The 19,804-nt window shown below is 73.7% G+C and carries 20 protein-coding genes and 2 pseudogenes; 14 read left to right on the plus strand and 8 right to left on the minus strand.

Annotated elements, in window-relative coordinates; translation table 11 throughout:
* The first annotated feature begins 423 nt into the window (after positions 1–423).
* Complete coding sequence (locus ACFZDC_RS02700; protein ID WP_391319532.1) at positions 424–1,404, plus strand: alpha/beta hydrolase fold domain-containing protein; 981 nt, start codon at positions 424–426, stop codon at positions 1,402–1,404.
* Between the two features lie 3 nt (positions 1,405–1,407).
* Here the strand turns inward: ACFZDC_RS02700 and ACFZDC_RS02705 are convergent, their stop codons facing one another.
* Both ACFZDC_RS02705 and ACFZDC_RS02710 read right to left on the minus strand, forming a co-directional pair.
* A complete protein-coding gene (locus ACFZDC_RS02705) occupies positions 1,408–1,866 on the minus strand; it encodes a 2Fe-2S iron-sulfur cluster-binding protein (protein WP_391319533.1) in 459 nt (152 codons plus the stop codon).
* 70 nt (positions 1,867–1,936) lie between these two features.
* A complete protein-coding gene (locus ACFZDC_RS02710; RefSeq protein ID WP_391319720.1) occupies positions 1,937–4,015 on the minus strand; it encodes a molybdopterin cofactor-binding domain-containing protein in 2,079 nt (692 codons plus the stop codon).
* A 396-nt stretch (positions 4,016–4,411) separates the two neighbouring features.
* Between ACFZDC_RS02710 and ACFZDC_RS02715 the strand changes: the two genes are divergently transcribed.
* The 3 genes from ACFZDC_RS02715 (at position 4,412) to ACFZDC_RS02725 (ending at position 7,755) form a co-directional block, all read left to right on the plus strand.
* Complete coding sequence (locus ACFZDC_RS02715) at positions 4,412–5,836, plus strand: amidase (protein ID WP_391319534.1); 1,425 nt, start codon at positions 4,412–4,414, stop codon at positions 5,834–5,836.
* A gap of 79 nt (positions 5,837–5,915) precedes the next feature.
* Positions 5,916–6,134, plus strand: a complete 219-nt coding sequence (locus tag ACFZDC_RS02720; protein WP_391319535.1) for a hypothetical protein — start codon at positions 5,916–5,918, stop codon at positions 6,132–6,134.
* 133 nt (positions 6,135–6,267) lie between these two features.
* On the plus strand, positions 6,268–7,755 hold the full coding sequence (locus ACFZDC_RS02725) for an SPFH domain-containing protein (protein WP_391319536.1): 1,488 nt from the start codon (positions 6,268–6,270) through the stop codon (positions 7,753–7,755).
* Here ACFZDC_RS02725 and ACFZDC_RS02730 read toward each other — a convergent pair.
* Positions 7,752–7,901, minus strand: coding sequence for a hypothetical protein (locus ACFZDC_RS02730; protein ID WP_391319537.1), 150 nt, complete (start codon positions 7,899–7,901; stop codon positions 7,752–7,754). The genes ACFZDC_RS02725 and ACFZDC_RS02730 overlap by 4 nt on opposite strands.
* Before the next feature lie 177 nt (positions 7,902–8,078).
* Here ACFZDC_RS02730 and ACFZDC_RS02735 point away from each other — a divergent pair, with 177 nt between their 5' ends.
* Both ACFZDC_RS02735 and ACFZDC_RS02740 read left to right on the plus strand, forming a co-directional pair.
* Entirely contained in the window at positions 8,079–8,474 is a 396-nt protein-coding gene (locus tag ACFZDC_RS02735; RefSeq protein ID WP_391319538.1) for a hypothetical protein, read from the plus strand.
* A gap of 115 nt (positions 8,475–8,589) precedes the next feature.
* Positions 8,590–9,036, plus strand: coding sequence for a type II toxin-antitoxin system PemK/MazF family toxin (locus tag ACFZDC_RS02740; protein WP_391319539.1), 447 nt, complete (start codon positions 8,590–8,592; stop codon positions 9,034–9,036).
* A 6-nt stretch (positions 9,037–9,042) separates the two neighbouring features.
* Here the strand turns inward: ACFZDC_RS02740 and ACFZDC_RS02745 are convergent, their stop codons facing one another.
* The gene (locus ACFZDC_RS02745) at positions 9,043–9,876 is read right to left on the minus strand and encodes a TIGR02452 family protein (protein WP_391319540.1); all 834 of its coding nucleotides are present in this window, start codon (positions 9,874–9,876) and stop codon (positions 9,043–9,045) included.
* 276 nt (positions 9,877–10,152) lie between these two features.
* On the opposite strand from ACFZDC_RS02745, the gene egtA reads away from it, so the two are divergent.
* From egtA to egtD, 4 genes are read left to right on the plus strand one after another with little or no spacing between them, the layout of a single operon-like run.
* Positions 10,153–11,499: an ergothioneine biosynthesis glutamate--cysteine ligase EgtA gene (egtA, locus tag ACFZDC_RS02750; RefSeq protein WP_391319541.1), complete on the plus strand. Its 1,347-nt coding sequence runs from the start codon at positions 10,153–10,155 to the stop codon at positions 11,497–11,499.
* Complete coding sequence (gene egtB / locus ACFZDC_RS02755; RefSeq protein WP_391319542.1) at positions 11,496–12,833, plus strand: ergothioneine biosynthesis protein EgtB; 1,338 nt, start codon at positions 11,496–11,498, stop codon at positions 12,831–12,833. The genes egtA and egtB overlap by 4 nt, the downstream gene beginning before the upstream one ends.
* Positions 12,833–13,648 (plus strand): ergothioneine biosynthesis protein EgtC, encoded by an 816-nt coding sequence (egtC, locus tag ACFZDC_RS02760; protein ID WP_391319543.1) that lies wholly within the window; start codon positions 12,833–12,835, stop codon positions 13,646–13,648. The genes egtB and egtC overlap by 1 nt, the downstream gene beginning before the upstream one ends.
* Positions 13,645–14,607 (plus strand): L-histidine N(alpha)-methyltransferase, encoded by a 963-nt coding sequence (egtD, locus tag ACFZDC_RS02765; RefSeq protein WP_391319544.1) that lies wholly within the window; start codon positions 13,645–13,647, stop codon positions 14,605–14,607. The genes egtC and egtD overlap by 4 nt, the downstream gene beginning before the upstream one ends.
* Positions 14,608–14,644: 37 nt before the next feature.
* On the opposite strand, the gene ACFZDC_RS02770 is transcribed toward egtD, so the two are convergent.
* Positions 14,645–15,901 carry an extracellular solute-binding protein gene (locus ACFZDC_RS02770; protein ID WP_391319545.1) on the minus strand — a complete coding sequence of 419 codons (1,257 nt, stop codon included), beginning with the start codon at positions 15,899–15,901 and terminating at the stop codon, positions 14,645–14,647.
* 256 nt (positions 15,902–16,157) lie between these two features.
* Here ACFZDC_RS02770 and ACFZDC_RS02775 point away from each other — a divergent pair, with 256 nt between their 5' ends.
* Complete coding sequence (locus tag ACFZDC_RS02775) at positions 16,158–16,373, plus strand: dodecin (protein ID WP_391319546.1); 216 nt, start codon at positions 16,158–16,160, stop codon at positions 16,371–16,373.
* A 4-nt stretch (positions 16,374–16,377) separates the two neighbouring features.
* Here the strand turns inward: ACFZDC_RS02775 and ACFZDC_RS02780 are convergent, their stop codons facing one another.
* Positions 16,378–16,869, minus strand: coding sequence for a hypothetical protein (locus ACFZDC_RS02780; RefSeq protein ID WP_391319547.1), 492 nt, complete (start codon positions 16,867–16,869; stop codon positions 16,378–16,380).
* Positions 16,870–16,930: 61 nt separating this feature from the next.
* Between ACFZDC_RS02780 and ACFZDC_RS02785 the strand changes: the two genes are divergently transcribed.
* Together ACFZDC_RS02785 and ACFZDC_RS02790 are read left to right on the plus strand one after the other, a co-directional pair.
* Positions 16,931–17,353 (plus strand): (2Fe-2S) ferredoxin domain-containing protein, encoded by a 423-nt coding sequence (locus tag ACFZDC_RS02785; protein WP_391319548.1) that lies wholly within the window; start codon positions 16,931–16,933, stop codon positions 17,351–17,353.
* A gap of 127 nt (positions 17,354–17,480) precedes the next feature.
* Positions 17,481–18,485, plus strand: coding sequence for an MsnO8 family LLM class oxidoreductase (locus ACFZDC_RS02790; protein ID WP_391319549.1), 1,005 nt, complete (start codon positions 17,481–17,483; stop codon positions 18,483–18,485).
* Positions 18,486–18,623: 138 nt separating this feature from the next.
* Here the strand turns inward: ACFZDC_RS02790 and ACFZDC_RS02795 are convergent.
* Together ACFZDC_RS02795 and ACFZDC_RS02800 are read right to left on the minus strand one after the other, a co-directional pair.
* Positions 18,624–18,761, minus strand: a pseudogene (locus tag ACFZDC_RS02795) (hypothetical protein); the annotation flags it as partial.
* Positions 18,762–18,966: 205 nt separating this feature from the next.
* Positions 18,967–19,446: pseudogene (locus tag ACFZDC_RS02800) on the minus strand (Clp protease N-terminal domain-containing protein); the annotation flags it as partial.
* 106 nt (positions 19,447–19,552) lie between these two features.
* On the opposite strand from ACFZDC_RS02800, the gene ACFZDC_RS02805 reads away from it, so the two are divergent.
* A complete protein-coding gene (locus ACFZDC_RS02805) occupies positions 19,553–19,747 on the plus strand; it encodes an Rv0909 family putative TA system antitoxin (RefSeq protein ID WP_391319550.1) in 195 nt (64 codons plus the stop codon).
* Positions 19,748–19,804 lie beyond the last annotated feature (57 nt).

A 19,804-nucleotide genomic window follows, 5' to 3' on the forward strand; every position in this document is an offset into this window, starting at 1 on the left:
ACCGTGCCGCCGGATCGTCTGTGGGTGGCGTGCCGTCCGCACCACGAGGGCATTGCCGCTGCTCGACACCGCGCGCATGACGGGCGCCCACCCCGGTGGCAGCCTGGGGTCATGACTGGGTACGCGTCGTCGCTGAGCGCGGTCCGGTGGGCCGGGGGCGGCACGGGCGTGGCCGGTCGCCCGGGCGCGGGCGTGGCCGGTCGCCCCACTTCCGCGGCGGTCCCGCTACGGCACCCCGGAGTAAGACGCCCCCGGTCCGGGCACCCGCCGTGCGGCGGGCACGTTCCGTCATCCGTCGGCCTCCGGGCTCCTCGGGGTATGCGGATCATGGCCGTAGGAGCCGCATACGGTCGCCCGAGCCGCCGTGCCGCGCACGGCGCGGGACGGTGACCCGCAGCGCATGAGTTCAGATGAGGAGAAGCCGTGGCCCCCATCCCGCCCCCGCCCCCGTTCGATCCGGAACTCGCCGCCTCGCTGGAGCTGAGCAAGGACGTGCTCTCGCCGGGGTTCACCCTGGACGAGATCGCCACCGCCCGGCAGGGCGCGGGCATCGAGCTGCTCGGGTTGCTGGACCTCACGATGGGCGGGGCCTTCGAGGTGGAGGACCGTACGGTGCCGGGCCCCGAGGGAGCGCCGGACATCTCCCTCCTCGTCTGCCGCCCCGTGTCCGCCGACCCCGCCACCCCACTGCCGGTGATCTACCACGTCCACGGCGGCGGCATGGTCCTCGGCAACAACCGGGCCGGCGTGGACGGCCCGCTGACCTGGGCGCGCGAACTGGGCGCGGTCGTCGTGTCGGTGGAGTACCGTCTCGCCCCCGAACACCCGCACCCGGCCCCGATCGACGACGTGTACGCCGGTCTCCTGTGGACAGCCGGGCACGCCAAGGAGATCGGCGGCGACCCGGACCGGATCGTCATCGCGGGCGCCAGCGCGGGCGGCGGCCTGACCGCCGCGCTCGCCCTCCTCCTGCGGGACCGCCAGGGTCCGCCGGTCATCGGCCAGCTCCTGCTGTGCCCGATGCTCGACGACCGCAACGACACCGTCTCCAGCCACCAGATGGCGGGCGTCGGCGTCTGGGACCGCACCGCCAACGAGACGGGCTGGACGGCCCTGCTCGGCAAGCGCCGGGGCGGCCCCGACGTCTCCCCCTACGCCGCCCCCGCCCGCGCCCGGGACCTGTCCGGCCTGCCCCCGGCCTTCCTCGACGTCGGCTCGGCGGAGACCTTCCGGGACGAGGTCGTCGACTACGCCTCCCGCATCTGGCAGTCCGGCGGCGTCGCCGAACTCCACGTCTGGCCCGGCGGCTTCCACGGCTTCGACGGCTTCACCCCCCAGGCGTCCCTGTCCCAGGCGGCCCGGGCGGCGCAACTGGACTGGATACGCAGGCTGTTGGCCAGCTGACGCTCAACCACCGCTCTCCGCCGCCTTCTTGATCGCCTCCCGGATGCGGGCGTAGGTGCCGCAGCGACAGATGTTCTCGATGGCGTCGATGTCGGCGTCCGTGGGACGGGGAGTGCTTTTGAGGAGGGCTGCGGCGGCCATGATCTGGCCCGGCTGGCAGAAGCCGCACTGGGCCACGTCGCAGGCCAGCCAGGCCTCTTGGACCGGGTGGAGGGTGTCGCCGTCGGCGAGGCCCTCGATGGTGGTGACGGTGCGGTCCGCGCAGTCGGCGAGCGGGACCACGCAGGGCTGGATCTCGGCGCCGTCCAGGTGGCTGGTGCAGGCGCGGCACACGCCCACTCCGCAGCCGTACTTGGGGCCGGTGACACCGAGGAGGTCGCGCAGGACCCACAGCAGGGGCATGTCGGCGGGGGCCTGTACGGTCACCGGTCTGCCGTTGAGGGTGAAGGAGTACGAACGCATGGGGGCCTTCGGGTCGTCGGTGGAGCGTCGGAGGGGCGGAGCGTCGGAGGGGCGGAGGGTGCGGCGCCGGTCAGAAGGTGAGCGGAAACCGGCGGGGTACGGTGCCGGTCGCGCGGGCGTAGGCGTTGGCGACCGCTCCGGACGCCGCGGGGACGCCGAGCTCGCCGGCGCCGCCCGGCTCCCCGGTCGAGGGCAGGATGTGCGCCTCGAAGGCGAGCGGGGCGTTGCGCTGCCGGGCGTAGCGGAAGTCGGCGAAGCTGCCTTCGCGCACGGCACCCTTGTCGATGTGCAGGCCCGCCTGCAGGACGACGGAGATCCCGTCGGTCGCCGCACCCATCAACTGGGCCTCCAGACCACGGGGGTTGACCGCGAGGCCCACATCGGCGGCCATCACCACCTTGGTCACCCGGGGGTTCTTCGGATCGCTCGCGTCGATCTCGGCGAGGCAGGCCACGCAGGAGCCGTACTCCTCGTGCACGGCGACGCCCTGGGCGAGGCCCTCGGGCATGGCGCGGCCCCAGTGGCCGGCGCTCGCCACCTTGTCGAGCACCGCCCTGACCGCCTTGCTCCGCAGGGTCGTCCGGCGGAAGGCCACCGGGTCCTTGCCGAGACTGCGGGCGATCTCGTCCACGACGATCTCCTCCGCGGTGCGCACGGTCCCGGAGTCCACGGACCGCCATGCGCCGAGCGGCACGGCCAGCTCGATGCCGCCCGAATCGCCGGAGACGCGGCCGAAGTTGTACAGGCCCGTGCCGCTGGGCAGCGGACCGGACCGGGTGGCGATGCCGCCCTGCGCGGACAGTCCCCTGTCGTCGTACGACTCCGAAACCGAGGCCATCACCTGTTCGAAGGCCACCACCCGGCCGCCGGCCACACTGGCCCGGATCCGGTGGTGGCTGGCGGGGCGCATACGGCCGTGCCGGATGTCGTCGCCCCGGCTCCACATCAGCTTCACCGGGCGACGGGCCGCCTTGGAGACCAGCGCCGCCTCGATCGCCGCATCGAAGTTCAGCCGGCGGCCGAACGAGCCACCGGCGCGCACGACATGGACCTGGACCGCCGAGGGCCGCAGGCCGACCGCCTCGGCGACGGCGTCCCGCGCCTCCATCGGGGTCTGGGAGGAGAACCACAGCTCCGCGCGGTCGGCACGGACGTCCGCCACCGCCGTGAGCACCTCCATCGGGGCATGGCCGACGAAGGCGAACGCGAACTCGCCCGAGACCGGGGCCGATCCGTGGGGCGGGGTGCCGAGCCGGGGAACGGCGGCCTTCAGCCGGGCGCGTATCTGTGCGTCCGACAGGGCGGCGAGCGGGCCCGGCGCCCAGGTGAGGCGGAGGGCGTCCCGGGCGCGGAAGGCGTGGTGAAAGGTGTCCGCGACGACGGCGACCCCGCCGGGCAGCCGGACCACCGCGTGGACGCCGGGCAGGGCGCGGGCGGCCCGGTCGTCGACCGAGACGAGCCTGCCCCGGATCGTCGGCGGCCGGGCCACCACCGTGGGCTTCACCCCGGCGACCGCCAGGTCCCCGGCGTACTTCGCCCGTCCGGTGACGATGTCCCGCGCGTCGATCCTGGTCGTCGGCCGGCCGATCACCCGGTGCCGGGACGGCGGCTTGGGCCGGTCCGGGACGTCGGGGCGGTGGATCCGGGAGGCGCTCCGGGTCAGTGAGCCGAAGGTGGCGGTGCGCCCGTCCGGGGCGACGACCATGGTGTCCCGGGTGCGCAGGGACCGGGCGGGCAGGTGCCAGCGGCGGGCGGCGGCGGTCACCAGCCTGGCCCGGGCGGTGGCGGCGAGCTGCCGGGCCGGCCCGTACAGCGAACTCACCGAACTCGACCCACCGGTGTACTGGTTGCCCTTGGTGCGGGCGTCGGCGAGCGGCATGCGGACGTCGGTGAGGCGGGCGTCCAGCTCCTCGGCGATCATCATGGCGACGGCGGTGGTGATGCCCTGTCCGACCTCGGCCCGAGGCAGTCGTACGACGACGTGATTGGCCGCCGTGACCTCCAGGACCAGCATCTCCTCGTCGGTGCCGGTCACCAGGACGCCGGAGCCCGGGTCCGTGCGGACGGGCTCGGCGCCTTCCGCGGGAGAGGGGGTGCAGGCGAGCGGGGCGGCGACCGTCAGGGTGGTCGCGGCCACCGTGTACACGATGAACCTGCGGCGGGACGGCCCTGCGGAGGGCGGGGGCTCGGTGCGGTCCAAACGAGAGCTCCTGTCGGCGCGTGGGGCGGGCAAGGGCATGGCACGGAGGGCGGCGCGTGGCCCGGTACGGCTCACTCGACAGATAGGAGGGGTGCGGTCCCACGCCGGTTGCCTGACGGATCCGTTCCGCTCTCGCCCGGCAGGTTTTCGGTGGGGTGAGGCGACCCCCGGTGTTCGGCGGGAGTGGGGCGGCCCCAGCGTTCGGCGCGAGTGCGGCCACCGCGCGGAGGAGCGCAAGACCGCGGTTCGAACCCGGCTGGACGCCACCTGTGCGAAACCCGTACGGCCCCCACCCTCCAGAGGTTACCGTTCGGTAGACATCGTGCTCCCGGAGGTGCTCCCGCCATGATGCCAGACCGTGCCGCAGGCCTCGCGGAGTCCGTCCGCGCGCTCGCCGACGGGGAGGTGACCTCACGCACGCTGGTGGAGCAGGCCCTGGCCCGGATCGAGGCCACCCAGCCGACCCTGAACGCCTTCCGGGTCGTACGCGCCGAGGCCGCGCTCGCCGAAGCGGACGCCGCCGACCGCGAGTTGGCCGGCGGAGCGCGCCGGCCGCTGCTCGGGGTGCCGGTGGCGGTGAAGGACGACATGGACGTGGCGGGCGAGCCGACCGCGTTCGGCTGCCGCGGCGACTTCCCGCCGGTCGCGCAGGACGGAGAGGCGGTACGCCGGCTGCGGGCGGCCGGGGCCGTGATCATCGGCAAGACGAACACCTGCGAGCTGGGGCAGTGGCCGTTCACGGAGGGCCCCGCGTTCGGGGAGACCCGCAACCCTTGGCACACCGGCCACACCCCGGGCGGCTCCTCGGGGGGCTCGGCTGCGGCGGTGGCCGCCGGTCTGGTCCCGGCCGCGCTCGGCTCGGACGGGGCCGGCTCGGTGCGGATCCCGGCGTCCTGGACCCATCTGATCGGCATCAAGCCACAGCGCGGGCGCATCTCCACCTGGCCGCGCGGCGAGTCCTTCCACGGCATCACGGTCAACGGCACGCTGGCCCGTACGGTCGCCGACGCCGCCCTGCTGCTGGACGCGGCCGGCGGCAACCACGAGCGGGACCCGCACCGGCCGCCCGCGCTCACGGTGTCGGAGGCGGTCGGCCGCGATCCCGGCCGGCTGCGCATCGCGCTGTCCCTGAAGCCGCCGTTCACCGCGGTACCCGCGCGGCTGCGCCCGGAAGTCCGGGACCGGATCCTCGAAGTCGCCGAACGGCTCGCCGCGTCGGGGCACGCCGTCGAGGAGGCCGACCCGCCCTACGGACAGATCGGGCTGACCTTCGTGCCGCGCGCCACCGCCGGCATCGCCGACTGGGTCCGCGAGTCCCCCGACCCCGCACTGCTCGACCCGCGCACCCGGGGCGCGGCCCGGCTGGGCCGGCTGCTCGGCGGGGCCCCGCTGCGGGCGGCCCGGCGCGCCGAGGCCGTCCTGCACCGGCGGATCGGCGCGTTCTTCGAGTCGTACGACGTGGTCCTCGCCCCCACGACGGCCGCTCCCCCGCCCGCGATCGGCGCCCTGTCCCGGCTCGGCGGACTTGCCACCGACCGCGCCATGATCGCCGCCTGCCCGTACGCCTGGCCGTGGAACGTCCTCGGCTGGCCCGGCGTCAACGTGCCCGCCGGCTTCGTCGGCGAAGGCCTCCCAGTGGGCGCCCAACTGCTCGGCCCGGCCAACAGCGAGCCGCTGCTGGTCGCCCTCGCCGCCCAGCTGGAGGCGGAGCTGCGCTGGCACGAGCTGTGGCCGCCGCGGGAGGCGGACATGGACTCGGCGGTGGTGTGAGGGCACACGCCCCTGGCAGCGCGGCGGTCGGCGATTCGCGAGCGGCGGCAGGAGCACGTTGCGCCCGTACGCTGTGACCATGGACGATGCGTCGATGGTCGGGCTCATGGGGCGGGTGACGGGGACGGTCGGGCCCGGGCTGGTCGGCGAGGTGATCGTCCGGGTGCGCGGCGGCGCCGAGCACTTCCTCGCCTACGCGGCCGACAGTACGGCCCGGATCGAGCGGGGCACGGTGGTAATGGTGGTGGAGTACCTGCCACCGAGGACGGTGTACGTCACCGCCGCCTACGACAACTGAGCGCGCTCCGCCGCAGGTGAGGGCGGTACGCGTCAAGATTGCAACAAGGATCCCTCAGCGTCTTCTCCCGGGGCCCCCGCGAGAGCACACTCCCTTCGTTCGGTGCCGAGAGGGCACCATGCAAAGGGGGCGTATGCCGATGGTTGTCGGCGTCGTTGCGGGGGTGGCAGTCGCTGCCGTTCTCGTATTGATCGGTCTGTTCAAGATGATGTGGCGGGTCGCCGAGCCGAACGAGGCGCTCGTCATCTCCGGTTCCAAGCACCGCACCGAGGGCCTTGAGGAGGGCATGGGCTTCCGCATCGTCACGGGGCGCGGCACGCTGGTGCTGCCCGGCGTGCAGGCGGTGCGCAAGCTCTCCCTCGACCTGAACGAGACCGAACTGCACGTGGACTGCGTGACCCACCAGGGCATCCCGCTCAAGGTGCGGGGCGTGGTCATCTTCAAGGTGGGCGACGACTTCGTGTCGATCGCGAACGCGGCCCGCCGTTTCCTGGACCAGCAGAAGATGATGGCGGAGCGGGTGCACAACGTCTTCGCCGGTCATCTCCGGTCGATCGTGGGCGGGTTGACGGTCGAGGACATGATCCGTGACCGGGAGAAGCTGACCGGGCAGACCCGGGCGGCCTGTGGTTCGGAGATGGAGAAGCTCGGCCTGATCGTCGACTCGCTGCAGATCCACGAGATCGAGGACCCGACGGGATACATCCAGAACCTGGCCGCCCCGCACGCGGCGGCCGTGCAGCGGGACGCGCGCATCGCACAGGCGGAGGCGAATCGTCTCGCCACCGAGGCCGAGCAGCAGTCGTTCGCCCGGATGGCGGAGGCCACCAGGGACAGCGAGATCCTCCAGGCCGGCTACCAGGCCGAACGGGACAAGGCGGCGGCGAAGGCCCGGCAGGCCGGTCCGCTCGCCGACGCGGGCGCCCGGCAGGAGGTCGTCGTCCAGGAGACCCGGGTCGCCGAACTGGAGGCGCACCGCAGGGAACAGCAGCTGCAGGCGGACGTCCGCAAGCCCGCCGACGCCCAGGCCTACGAGAAGCGGACGCTGGCCGAGGCCGAGCGCGACGCGCGCATCTCGGCGGCACAGGCCAAGGCGAAGGAGACGGAACTCGCGGCGGCGGCCGAGGCGACCCGGGTGAAGACGGCCGCGGGTGCCGAGGCGGAGGCCACCAGGACGCGAGGTGAGGCCACGGCCTCGGCGACCCGGGCCACCGGTGAGGCGGAGGCCGCTGCCGCGCAGGCCAAGGGCCTGGCCGCGGCCGAGGCGACCAGGGCCAAGGGCCTCGCGGAGGCGGAGGCCCTCAAGGCCCGGGCCGCCGCCCTCGCCGAGAACCAGGAGGCGGTCGTCGCCCAGCAACTCGCCGAGAACTGGCCGGAGATCGTCCAGGCCGGCGCGTCCGCGTTCGGCAACGTGGACAACATGGTGCTGCTCAACGGCGCCGACGGCATGACCGAGTTGTTCGCCAAGGCGCTCACGATGGGCGGCACGGGCCTCGGCCTCGCCCGTCAGCTGCTCGCGTCGATGAATCAGAACGGCCGGACGGCGGAGGACACCGCACCGTCCCTCAACGGGGTGGCGGCTCCTGCCTCGCAGAAGGTTCCGGTGGAGCAGGAGAACTAGGCGGCCGGGCCGGGGCCCGCACCAGGGGGCCCCGGCCCGGCCGTCGTCAGCGGCCGGTCGGTCGCGGCCGGGGTCGGCGCGGGGTCGAGGGTGAGCCCGGCGAACGGGCGCTTCTTCCCTATCCGCTCGGGGTGGGCATGCGGCACGTCCCCCCGTGTGAGAGGCGGCCGTACGGGTCCCTGTGCCGACCAGGTCACGCGCCGAGCAGGCCGGTCCCCAGGACGAGCAGGACCACGACGTTGCCGCCCCCCAGCGCCATGTACCGGAGGTGACAGCGCGAGCGGGGCAGGTCCTCGCCCGCGAGGACGCGATCGGACCTGTGGTTGAGGCGGGGGCGGACGGATCCGCAGGTCCTGTGCGACACCCGCGCACTGGTCGGCGCCCCGCCGGTACCGGCCGGGGTGCTGTGGAAACTGACCGAGAGCGGGCGCCAGTTGGACGCCAACGTCATCCGGCTCGCCCCGGGCGACCGCATCACGTCCCACTGCGAGCCGCACCTGGACGTCCTGCTCCTCATCGTCTCCGGGGACGGCGGGCTCGGCAAGGGCCCCTCGGAGAAGCCCGAGCCGCTCACCGGGGGCACCCTGCTCCGGCTGCCGCACGGCTCCACGCGCAGCATCACCGCCGGCGGGAGCGGCCTCGCCTCCCTCACCGCGCACAGCCGCCGCCCCGGCATGCGGATCCAGTCCCGCGCGAACACCTCACCGGCGCAACCCTGAGCCGGCGGGCGCCCGTTGCGCTCCAAGACCGGACCATTCAGGCCTCTCCGGCAATTCCCGTCGTCCGCCCGGAGGGGGCGGGCGGACATGGCCGGGCAGGCTCTAGGGTGCCTGCGTGAGCACGTACACCGATGAGAACGTCCCGGGCCGTTACGGCCCCCACGCCACCGCCGAGGCCGACCCGCGTGAGGTCGGCACGGTGCGCACCGAGTACTCCCCCGCGCACGACGGCGACCCGGACCCCGGGGAGATCGTCTGGACGTGGGTGCCCTTCGAGGAGAACGACGGCCGTGGCAAGGACCGCCCGGTGCTCGTCGTCGCACGGGAGGCGGCGGGCACCTTCCTCGCCGTCCAGCTGTCCAGCAAGCGGCACGACGGCGACCGGGAGTGGGTGGCGATCGGCAGCGGCCCGTGGGACCGGTCGGGCCGCGACTCGTGGGTGGACGTGGACCGCGTACTGCGGCTGCACGAAACGGGCATGCGCCGTGAGGCGTGCGCGCTCGACCGGATGAGGTTCAGCCTGGTCCGGCAGCGGCTCCACGAGCGGTACGGCTGGACCTGACCGGCACTACCGCGCGACCGGATGCGTGCGCTCCGGGAACGCCCGTACGAAGGCCTCCCGGACCGGCGATCCCTGGGTGCGGTCCAGGATGCCGAACACCACGCGTTCGAACGACCGCGCGAACCGGCCGCCGGGCCCGAGCAGCGCCCGGAAAACCCCCGCGACCTGCGCGGGGTCGTTCCGGAAGACCCCGCAGCCCCAGGCGCCGAGCACGAGCCGCCGGTAGCCCTGGGCGGCGGCGGTCTCCAGGACCCGTTCGGCCCGCCGGGCCAGGGCGGCCGGCAGTTCACCGGCGCGCTCCGGTGCCGTACGCCGTACGACGCCCGCGTTGGGGGCGGCGGCGGTCAGGAAGCCCGCCAGGTACGGCTCCGGCAGCAGCCGGCCCCGGTCGTCGCGGAACACCGGCACGGCAGGGCTGTGGATCACCCGGTCCGTGTAGAACGGGTCACGGTGGGCGCGGTGGTGGTCGTAGAACTCCCGGCCCCGCAGGAGGCAGGTGTACAGCGCCGAGGCGCGGCACAGGGCCTCCTCCTGGGCCTGGGCGCCGTTCAGGTAGCCGCCGCCGGGATTGCGGGCCGAGGCGAAGTTCAGGACGGCGACCGGTGCGTCCGCCGAGCGGCGGGCGGCTTCCAGGCTGCTCTCGCCCGTGACCTCGAAGATCGGCTCCGCGTCCGCTGCCGGGGGCACCTGCACCGGCTCGGGCCCGTACATCCGCGTGCCCGCCCGGGCGGCCTCGATCGCCGCCGCCACGGACACCTGCCGGCCGTCCGCCAGGCGGTACGCGCCCGCCGCCACGATCTGCTCGGTCTCCGTCGCGATTCCGCGCAGACGCGCGCTCATGGCGCCACCCCCGTGGGCGCCACGACCGCGGCCCGCGCGGAATCCCCCGTCGTGCTCATGGACGCATCCTGGGTGATGCTGGTGATGCGGTGCAACGGAGTTTCCCGGCCCCCGGAACGGTCTGGAAACGCGCGAGAAAACGGAGATTACCGATCCCGAACGTCCCGCTGGGCACTCTTGTGCCATTCGGCGCGAGGGTCTTGGGTGGAACGAGTGCCGGCGCGGCCCACCGGTGGCCGGGCCGGTGGCATGGTGGAATCTCAGGAGGATCCCGACATGTCCGACTCAATACGCGATGGTGGTGACTGTACGGAGCACCGCACCGTGGTCACCGAAGCCGAGGTGGAGGCCCTGGTCCGGGGCATCTGCTTCAAGACCGGCCCGCCCCGCACGCTCGGGGTCGAAGTGGAGTGGCTCGTCCACGAGCTGCGGCTGCCGCAGCTCCCGGTGACACCCGAACGACTCGAAGCGGCCTACGCCACCCTGCGGACCGTGCCGCTGCGGTCGCCGCTGACGATCGAACCCGGCGGCCAGCTGGAGCTGAGTTCGCCGCCCGCCGCCTCCCTGATGGAGTGCATAGACACCGTCTCGGCCGACCTGGACATCGTCCGCGCTGTCCTCGCCGAGGACGGCCTCGGGCTCGTCGGCTTCGGCCATGACCCCTGGCACGCACCCCGCCGGTTCCTGCGCGAGCCGCGCTACGACGCCATGGAGACCAGCCTCGACCGCACCGGTACGGCCGGCCGGCACATGATGTGCGCCTCCGCCTCCGTGCAGGTGTGCGTGGACGCCGGCCACGAGGACCCCGGGCCCCTCGGGCACGAGCGGCGCTGGTGGCTGGCCCACCAGCTGGGCGCGGTGCTGGTGGCCGCGTTCGCCAACTCGCCGCTCGTCGGCCGGGAGCCCACGGGATGGATGTCCACCCGGCAGCTGCTGTGGATGGAGATCGGCGCCGGCCGGGCGGGCGCTCCCCCGCCGGACGGGGAGCCACGGGCCGCCTGGGCCCGGCACGTCCTGGACGCCCCGGTGATGTGCGTCCGCCGCGACGGCGGCCCGTGGGACGTTCCCGAGGGCCTGACCTTCCGCGAATGGACCCGCTCGCGGGCGCCCCGGCCGCCCACCCGGGCGGATCTCGACTACCACCTGACCACCCTGTTCCCGCCGGTCCGGCCGCGCGGTCATCTGGAGCTGCGCATGATCGACGCGCAGCCCGGCGACCACGGCTGGATCGTGCCGCTCGCGGTGACTGCGGCGCTGTTCGACGACCCGGAGGCCGCCGACGCCGCGCACCAGGCGGTGAAACCCCTGCTGGAGCGGTCCCTGAACCTGCCCGCCCCGCTCAATCCGCTGTGGATCGACGCGGCCCGGCAGGGGCTCGGCGACCCCGATCTGCGCGAGGCCGCCGTCGCCTGTTTCACCGCGGCGCTGCAGGCGCTGCCCCGGCTCGGCGCCACCCCCGCGGTCGTCGACGCCGTGGCGGCGTACCTGGACCGCTACGTCGTCCGGGGCCGCTGCCCGGCGGACGACCTGCTGGACCGCCTGCGCGGCACGGGCCCCGCATCTCGACCTCGCTCGACCGGGGGCACCCGCACTGCCCACGGGAGGAAGGACATCCGCACATGACCGCGCCCGAGACCGACGTCACGGCCACGGAGCCGGACGCCGAGGCGCTGCGCGAGCGCGCGCTCGCCTCCCTCACCACCGCCCGCTCCCGCACCACGCTGCTGACGAGCTGCGTGGAGGAACCGGACCTCACCGCACAGCACTCCCCGCTGATGTCGCCGCTGGTGTGGGACCTCGCGCACATCGGCAACCAGGAGGAGCTGTGGCTGCTGCGGGCGGTCGGCGGCCGGGAGGCGCTGCGGCCCGAGATCGACGGCCTGTACGACGCCTTCGAACACCCTCGTTCCGAGCGGCCCTCGCTGCCGCTGCTGCCGCCCGCCGAGGCCCGCGGTTACGCGGCCGAGGTGCGCGGCCGGGCGCTGGACCTGCTGGCGGCCGCGGACTTCCACGGCACCCGACTCACCGAGGCCGGGTTCACCTTCGGGATGATCGCGCAGCACGAACAGCAGCACGACGAGACGATGCTGATCACCCATCAGCTGCGCAAGGGCCCGCCGGCCCTGACCGCCCCCGACCCCGAACCGGGCCCGCTGTTCCCCGGCCCGGCCGAAGTCCTCGTTCCCGGCGGTCCGTTCACCATGGGCACCTCCACCGAGCCGTGGGCGCTGGACAACGAGCGCCCGGCGCACCCGGTGGACGTGGCGCCGTTCTGGTTCGACACCGCGCCGGTGACGAACGCGGCCTACCTGGCGTTCATCGAGGACGGCGGCTACGACTCCGAGCGCTGGTGGACACCGGCGGGCTGGGCGCACGTCCGGCAGCACTCCCTCACGGCCCCGCTGTTCTGGCGTCGTGAGGGCAGCCAGTGGCTCAGGCGCCGCTTCGGGGTCACCGAGGTGGTGCCGCCCGACGAGCCGGTGCTGCACGTGTGCTGGTACGAGGCGGACGCCTACGCCCGCTGGGCGGGTCGCCGGCTGCCCACCGAGGCGGAGTGGGAGAAGGCCGCCCGGTACGACCCGGCCACCGGCCGCTCGACCCGCTACCCGTGGGGCGACGCCGACCCGGGGCCGGAGCACGCCAACCTGGGTCAGCGGCACCTCAGGCCCGCTCCCGCCGGCAGCTACCCGGCCGGTGCTTCGCCGCTCGGCGTGCGGCAGTTGATCGGGGACGTGTGGGAGTGGACGGCGAGCGACTTCCTGCCGTACCCGGGGTTCACGGCGTTCCCGTACAAGGAGTACTCGGAAGTGTTCTTCGGCTCCGACCACAAGGTGCTGCGCGGCGGTTCGTTCGCCGTGGACCCGGTGGCCTGCCGGGGCACGTTCCGCAACTGGGACTACCCGATCCGGCGGCAGATCTTCTCCGGGTTCCGCACCGCCCGCTCGGAGTCGGTCTGATGTGCCGTCACCTGGCGTACCTGGGAGCCGAGGAGCCGCTCGGGCGGCTCCTCGTGGAGCCGCCGCACAGCCTGTACCGGCAGTCGTGGGCGCCCCGGCGGCAGCGGTACGGGACGGTCAACGCCGATGGTTTCGGGGTGGGTTGGTACGCTCCGGACGATCCGGCGCCGGCCCGCTACCGGCGGGCCGGGCCGATCTGGGCGGACCTGTCCTTCGCCGACCTGGCCCGGGTCGTGCGCACCGGCGCCGTGCTCGCCGCGGTGCGCGACGCGACCCTCGCGGGCGCGGACGCCGAGGCCGCGGCGGCGCCCTTCGCCGCCGGGCGGTGGCTGTTCAGCCACAACGGCGCCATCGCCGGCTGGCCGGACGCGGCGGCGCCGCTGGTGTCCGCCCTGCCCCCGGTCGACCTGCTGTCGCTGCAGGCGCGCACCGACTCGGCGTTCGTGTGGGCGCTGGTCCTGCACCGGCTGCGCACCGGGGACGACCCCGCCCAGGCCCTCGCTGAAACGGTTCGCCGCCTCGCCGAGGCGGCCCCCGCCTCCCGGCTGAACCTGCTGCTCACCGACGGTGCCACCATCGCCGCCACCGCCTGGGGCGACAGCCTCTGGTACCGCACGGAGCCCGGCCTGACCACGGTCGTCGCCTCCGAGCCCTACGACGACGACCCGCTCTGGCAGGAGGTCCCCGACCGCACCGTGCTCACGGCGAGCCGCGCCGGCGTGCTGCTCGCCCCGCTCGAGGACCCGGCGTCCTCCCCCACTCTCGACTCCGCTCGAGCGGGGGCGCCCCCATCACCGAAGGAGCCCTGTTCGTGAGTCCCCTGCACGTCACCCGCACCCTCCCCGAGGACGCGACGGACGCCGCGCTGCGCGCCGACGTCCTGCACGGCCTCAACGTCAGCCCCAAGTCGCTGCCCCCGAAGTGGTTCTACGACGCCCTGGGCAGCGAGCTGTTCGAGCAGATCACGGAACTGCCCGAGTACTACCCGACGCGGGCCGAACGCGAGATCCTCGCCGCCCGGTCCGGCGAGATCGCCGCGGCCAGCGGCGCCCGCACCCTGATCGAGCTGGGTTCCGGCTCCTCGGAGAAGACCCGCTTCCTGATCGACGCGCTCACCTCGCTGCGGTCGTACGTTGCCGTCGACGTCAGCGAGAGCGCCCTCACCCAGGCCGGGCAGGCGCTCGTCGAGGAGCGGCCCCGGCTCGACGTGCACGCGCTGATCGCCGACTTCACCGCCCCGCTGACCCTGCCCGACACGCCGGGGCCGCGGCTGCTGGCCTTCCTCGGCGGCACGATCGGCAATCTGCTGCCCGCCGAGCGGGAGAAGTTCCTGGCCTCGGTGCGCGCGCTGCTCGCACCCGGTGACGGACTGCTGCTCGGCACGGACCTGGTCAAGGACGAGCGGGCGCTGGTCCGGGCGTACGACGACGCGGCGGGGGTGACGGCCACCTTCAACAAGAACGTCCTGGCCGTCGTGAACCGTGAGCTGGGCGCCGACTTCGACCCCGGAGCCTTCGACCATGTGGCGCTGTGGGACGCGGAGCAGGAGTGGATCGAGATGCGGCTGCGCTCCCGCACCGCGCAGACCGTCAAGGTGCCCGCGCTGGACCTCGCCGTGCACTTCGCGGCGGGCGAGGAACTGCGCACGGAGGTGTCGGCGAAGTTCCACAGGGAGGGAGTGACCGCCGAACTCGCGGCCTCGGGACTGGAGTTGACCCACTGGTGGACGGACGCCGAGAGCCGCTTCGCGCTGTCGCTGAGCGTGCTGCGCTGACTCAGCCCAGCGCTGTGGCCGAGCGTGCTGCGCCGAGTCAGCCCAGGTCGGTGGCGAGGGCTCCGGTGATCCGGCGGGAGGCCCGGCGGGCCTCGGTCGCCGGGTCGGCCCCACCGAGCACCTTGGTCATGTACCCCTTGATCGGGTTGTCGGCCTCGACGACGGCCCACTGAGGGGTGTTGGGGGTCGCCCGGCCGTGTGCGGCGCCCGCCGCCATGGCGGCGACCCCCTCCTCCCCCGCGACCGCGCCCGCCAGAGTGGTCTTGTTGGGCACGTAGTTCATGGTCCGGGCGAGTTCGGTGTCCCACTTGGCGCCGGTGAGGGCCCCGATGACGGCGGTCGCGGCGAACTGGTCGTCGGTGTGCTGCGGGACGACGAGGTCGGAGCCGCCGGTGAAGACCGTACCGGGCCGGGCGGCGGTCTTTCCGGGCACGGGGAAGAAGCCGAGCTTGTCCTTGAGGCCGGGGTTCTGCTGCACGATCGACTGGGCGACCCCCGGTACGGCGATGATCTGCGCGACCTTGCCGCCCGCGAACACCCCCGCCTGGGGCGGATGTTCCTCGTCCGAGTCCACAGGCCCCGCACCCAGCGCCTGGAGCCGCCGGTAGAAGTCCATGCCGCGCAGGGCGGCCGGCGTGTCCAGGGTGCCCCGCCACTCGTAGTCCTTCTCCTCGGCGAGTTCGCCGCCCTCGTCCCAGATGAAGCCGGAGAGCGTGTACCAGTCCTGTCCGGCGAGGTAGATCCCCTGGTCGCCGCCCGAGTTGAGTCTCTCGGTGTCGGCGAGCCACTTGTCGCGGGTCCTCGGCGGGGCGGCGATGCCGGCCCGCTCGAAGAGGTCCTTGCGGTAGACGACGACCCGGTTGGCCGCGTACCAGGGCACGCCGTACTGTTTGCTGCCCTCCTGGCCGGGTTCGGCGAGGCCGCGAAGCCACTGGTCCTTGCCCCAGTCGCGCACCGCCTCCAGCGTCAGGTTGGCGAGCCGGCCGTCGTCGACGTACTGGGGGACCTGGGTGTTGCCCACCTCGATGACGTCGGGGGCGTCCTCGGCGTGGCTCTCGAGCGCCTTGCGGACCTTCTCCACGATGCCGGTCCACTCCTGGATGCGGATGTCGAGGCGCAGGTCCGTGTGGGTGCGCTCGAAGTCCTCGGTGAAGCGCCGCAGAAACCCCTTCGAGGCACTGTCCTTCATCAACCACACGGTCACGGTGTGCCGGTCGTGCCCTCCCGGGAGGAGGCCGCAGGCGCTGACGAGGGAGCCGGTGACACACATGAGGGCGAGCAGACGGCGTCTCACGAGGGGTCCTGTTCTGTCTGGCATGGGCGGTGCGGACAGGGAAGGGGGCCCGACGTGGGGGGACGAGCGGAAGGCTCGTACGGGTGTACCGGATTTTGGTATGGACCAATGCATACGTCAAGCGCTACCCCGGGTATGGGGGCGTCGTCTCGCGCGCCGGGCGCGGATACGGCACGGTGGAGTAGGGCGTGACATTCCGGTCACCACGGACGTGAGGTGCGCCGCGCGCGGCCTCATGGCGAAGAGGAGCACCCGCATGACGAACCACACCTACCGGGTCACCGAGATCGTCGGCACCTCGCACGAGGGCATCGACCAGGCCATCCGCAACGGCATCGCGCGTGCCGGCCAGACCCTGCGGAACCTGGACTGGTTCGAGGTGACCCAGGTCCGCGGTCAGATCGAGAACGGCCGGATCGAGCACTACCAGGTGGGCCTGAAGGTGGGTTTCCGCATCGAGGACGGCGAGTAGGACCTCAGGTCCGCCCCTCGCGTTCCTGCGCGTCCCGCAGTGCTGCGGACTCGGCGGCCCAGCGGGCCCGCACGACCGGGAATCCGGCGCGCTCGGCATCGTCGCACACGAGTTCGTCGTCATCGACGAGAAATCGGACCTCGCGGTCCCGGGCGAGCCGGCGCAGGATCTCCAGCTTGGTGAACCGGGCGGGCCTGCGGTCGGTGTTGCTCCGCATGTGGACGCGTCCCTCGGGCAGCCCCTGGGCGGCGAGCCAGTCCAGCGTGTCGCGGCGGCAGCGCTCGGGCCGCCCGGTGAGGTACACGATCTCGCACTCCCGGGCCGTCTCCAGAGCGAGCGAGACACCCTCGGCGAGCGGCGGATCCGCGGGCGCGGCCGCGAAGAACCCGTTCCAGTCCCGCGGCCTGCCCTCCAGGAAATGCTGCCGGTGGGCGGTGTCGGCAAGGGTGTTGTCGAGGTCGAACACGGCAACCGGACGCTCGCTGCTCTCTGTCACGGGGCCAACTGTAGCCACCCCTGCGTCAACGTCCGGGGGCCGCGGGGCTCATGCTTCTCCCATGTCTTCCGTTCCCCCGTCTTCCGTTCCCCGGGCTCTCCGGGACGCCTCCGCCCGCCCCTGCACCGTCGTCGTCTGCCGGGGCTGCTGCTGCGGCAACCCGGCCAAGTACCCCGGCGCCGATCATCTGGGCGGGTTGGCGCGGTTGCGGGCCGCCGCGGCCGAGGGTGGCTTCGAGGTGTGTACGAGCGACTGTCTGGGGCCGTGCGACCAGGCGAACGTGATGGTGGTGCGCCCCTCGGCCGAGGGGCGGCGGGCGGGCGGCCGGCCGGCGTGGATCGGGTTCGCCCTGGACGACGAGTGCACGGCCGAGGTGGCCGAGTGGGCCCGGGCGGGCGGCCCGGGGTTCGCCGAGCCGCCGCTCGCGCTGGAGTTGCAGATGATCCGGGCCCCCCGGGGCGCCCGGGCCCGGACGGGGCGCTGACGGCCGGCCGGGACGTCCGGCGCCTCGTACCGCCGCGGTCGGCATCTGCCCGAGCGAACCGCCGGTGGCCGCCCGCTGGCGGCTCGTGACGAGGGAATCCCCTGGCCGCCACGGTGTTGAACCCTGCGTGAGTGCAGTGACAGCCCGGACCAGGTTCTCCGTCCTCGACCGCTCCCGCACCCGCGAGGGCCACCCGCCCGCCGAGGCGCTGCGGGACACCGTCGCGCTGGCACGGGAGGCGGAGGCGCTCGGCTACCACCGTTTCTGGGTCTCCGAGCACCACGGCGTGCCCGGCGTCGCCGGATCCGCGCCGACCGTGCTCGCCGCCGCCGTGGCCGCCGCGACCCGCACGATCCGGGTCGGCACCGGCGGGGTCATGCTGCCCAACCACCAACCCCTGGTGGTTGCCGAGCAGTTCGGCGTGCTGGAGTCGCTCTTCCCGGGCCGGATCGACATGGGGCTGGGCCGTTCCGTGGGCTTCACCGGCGGGGTGCGCAAGGCCCTCGGGCGGCACAAGGACGATGCCGAGGACTTCGCGGCGCAGCTCGGCGAGCTGCTCGGCTGGTTCGCCGGCACCTCGCCGACCGGGGTGCGCGCCCGGCCGGCGGAAGGCCTGCGCGTGCCGCCGTTCGTGCTGGCCATGGGTGAGGGCGCGCGGATCGCGGCCCGCGCCGGCCTGCCGATGGTCATCGGCGACCTCAGGAGCCGCGAGCGGATGCTGCGCGGGATCGACCAGTACCGCTCACTGTTCCGCCCCTCCCCGTGGGCGTCCGAGCCGTACGTCGTCATCTCCGGCACGGTCGCGGTCGCCGGAACTCCGCAAGCCGCGCGGCGGCTGCTGGTCCCGGAGGCCTGGGCCATGGCGTACTCGCGGACCCACGGCACCTTCCCGCCGCTGACCCCGGCCGAGGAGATCCAGGACCGCACGATGACCGCGAAGGAACGCGACTTCTACGAGTCCGGTCTCGGCGGTCACATCGCCGGCACCGCGGACCGGGTCGCCCACGAACTGGAGACGGTGCTGAAGGAGACGGGCGCCGACGAGGTCCTGGTCACCACCAGCACCTACGACCGTACGGCGCTGCTGGACTCCTACCGACGTCTCGCCGCGCTCTTCTCGCCGGGTCGCTGAGCGGCCCGGGCTCAGCCCTCGACACCGGCCGACTTGTCCGCGCGGATCACCACGGAGCCGTCCGCCGCGTCCACCGCGGTCGCCCGGGGTGAGTTGGCCGGAGAGCAGCAGGTCTGCGTGGCGGTCGTCCACCTCGCGCTGGATGGTGCGGCGCAGCGGACGGGCGCCGAAGTCGGGCTGGTAGCCGATGTCCGCGAGCAGATCGGCGGCCGCGTCGGTGACCTCGAGGGAGACGTCCTGGGCGTGCAGTCGGTGCCGGGTGTGCTCCAGGAGCAGGTCCGCTGCGCCGGGAGAAGGCCTCGATGGTCTGCTCGACCTCGTCGTCGCGCCCGATCACCGGGTCGAGGCGCCCGTCGCGGGCGTCCTCGGTGAGGACGCGGCCGTACTCGTCCACGGTCGGGGTGCTGCTGGGCTTCTTCCGCTCGGCCGTGCCCTCGGTGGGCAGCCGGGTGGGCTCCCAGCCGCCGTCGCCGAGCGCCTGCCCGGCGGCCGACTCCTGGCTGGCGGCGAGGGCCCGCAGGAGATGGCCGGGGCCGATGCAGGAGGCGCCTTCGGCGCGGGAGATCCGGTAGGCGTCGAGCAGGGCGCGCTTGGCGGACGGGATGAGCGTGGTGGGCTCGGTCCTCTCGCCGCCGCCCGTGGCGCTGTCGAGCTGCTCGCGGAGGCGGTCGGGGTCGGCGCCGACCTCGGTGAGCAGGCGCCGGGTGGACTCGTGCCGGGTGGCGGCGGCCAGCAGGTGCCGGGCGTCGAGCTCCTCGCTGCCCTCGGCGCCGGCCATGTCCCTGGCCTCCGCCACCAGCTCCCGGGCCCGCTCGGAGAGCAGACTGCCGATGTCGACGCGCTGGGGCCGGCGGGCGGCCGCGGCGGCGGTTGCCGGTCCGCCCTCGCCGAAGAACCGGGACATCAGCTCGTCGAACTCCTCGAAGGGGCTGCGTCCGAATCCGAAGCCGGAAGTGTTCATGCGGCAGGCAACCGCATGAACGTGTCGCAGGGTGGGCTCGAGATGCGGATCCCTCCCGGGGCCGGGAGGCTGGGGGGGCAAGCCTCAAGCGACGAGGAGGGCTGTCATGTCCTTCATGGACAAGATCAAGGGGATGCTCAAGGGCCACGAAGGCATGGCCGACAAGGGCATCGACAAGGGCGGCGACTCCGTCGACCAGCGGACCGGGAAGAAGTACCAGTCGCAGGTCGACACCGCCCAGGAGAGGGCGAGGGACGAGTTCGGCACCAGGCCCCAGGACCCGAACAACCCTCCGGGCTAGCAGCGGGCGGGCCGGCCCCGCCGCCGCACGGGCCCCGGGCTGGGATCGCAGGGTTTG

Origin of the sequence: Streptomyces sp. NPDC007905 (assembly GCF_042959345.1) — a bacterium.
GTDB lineage: Bacteria > Actinomycetota > Actinomycetes > Streptomycetales > Streptomycetaceae > Streptomyces.

Excerpts from the sequence above, each read along its gene's own strand:
- egtC (WP_391319543.1), top strand. The coding sequence starts at position 12,833 with ATGTGCCGTCACCTGGCGTACCTGGGAGCCGAGGAGCCGCTCGGGCGG.
- ACFZDC_RS02720 (WP_391319535.1), top strand. The coding sequence starts at position 5,916 with ATGGACGATGCGTCGATGGTCGGGCTCATGGGGCGGGTGACGGGGACG.
- egtB (WP_391319542.1), top strand. The coding sequence starts at position 11,496 with ATGACCGCGCCCGAGACCGACGTCACGGCCACGGAGCCGGACGCCGAG.
- egtA (WP_391319541.1), top strand. The coding sequence starts at position 10,153 with ATGTCCGACTCAATACGCGATGGTGGTGACTGTACGGAGCACCGCACC.
- ACFZDC_RS02725 (WP_391319536.1), top strand. The coding sequence starts at position 6,268 with ATGCCGATGGTTGTCGGCGTCGTTGCGGGGGTGGCAGTCGCTGCCGTT.
- ACFZDC_RS02785 (WP_391319548.1), top strand. The coding sequence starts at position 16,931 with ATGTCTTCCGTTCCCCCGTCTTCCGTTCCCCGGGCTCTCCGGGACGCC.
- ACFZDC_RS02715 (WP_391319534.1), top strand. The coding sequence starts at position 4,412 with ATGATGCCAGACCGTGCCGCAGGCCTCGCGGAGTCCGTCCGCGCGCTC.
- ACFZDC_RS02745 (WP_391319540.1), bottom strand. The coding sequence starts at position 9,876 with ATGAGCGCGCGTCTGCGCGGAATCGCGACGGAGACCGAGCAGATCGTG.
- ACFZDC_RS02805 (WP_391319550.1), top strand. The coding sequence starts at position 19,553 with ATGTCCTTCATGGACAAGATCAAGGGGATGCTCAAGGGCCACGAAGGC.
- ACFZDC_RS02775 (WP_391319546.1), top strand. The coding sequence starts at position 16,158 with ATGACGAACCACACCTACCGGGTCACCGAGATCGTCGGCACCTCGCAC.
- ACFZDC_RS02705 (WP_391319533.1), bottom strand. The coding sequence starts at position 1,866 with ATGCGTTCGTACTCCTTCACCCTCAACGGCAGACCGGTGACCGTACAG.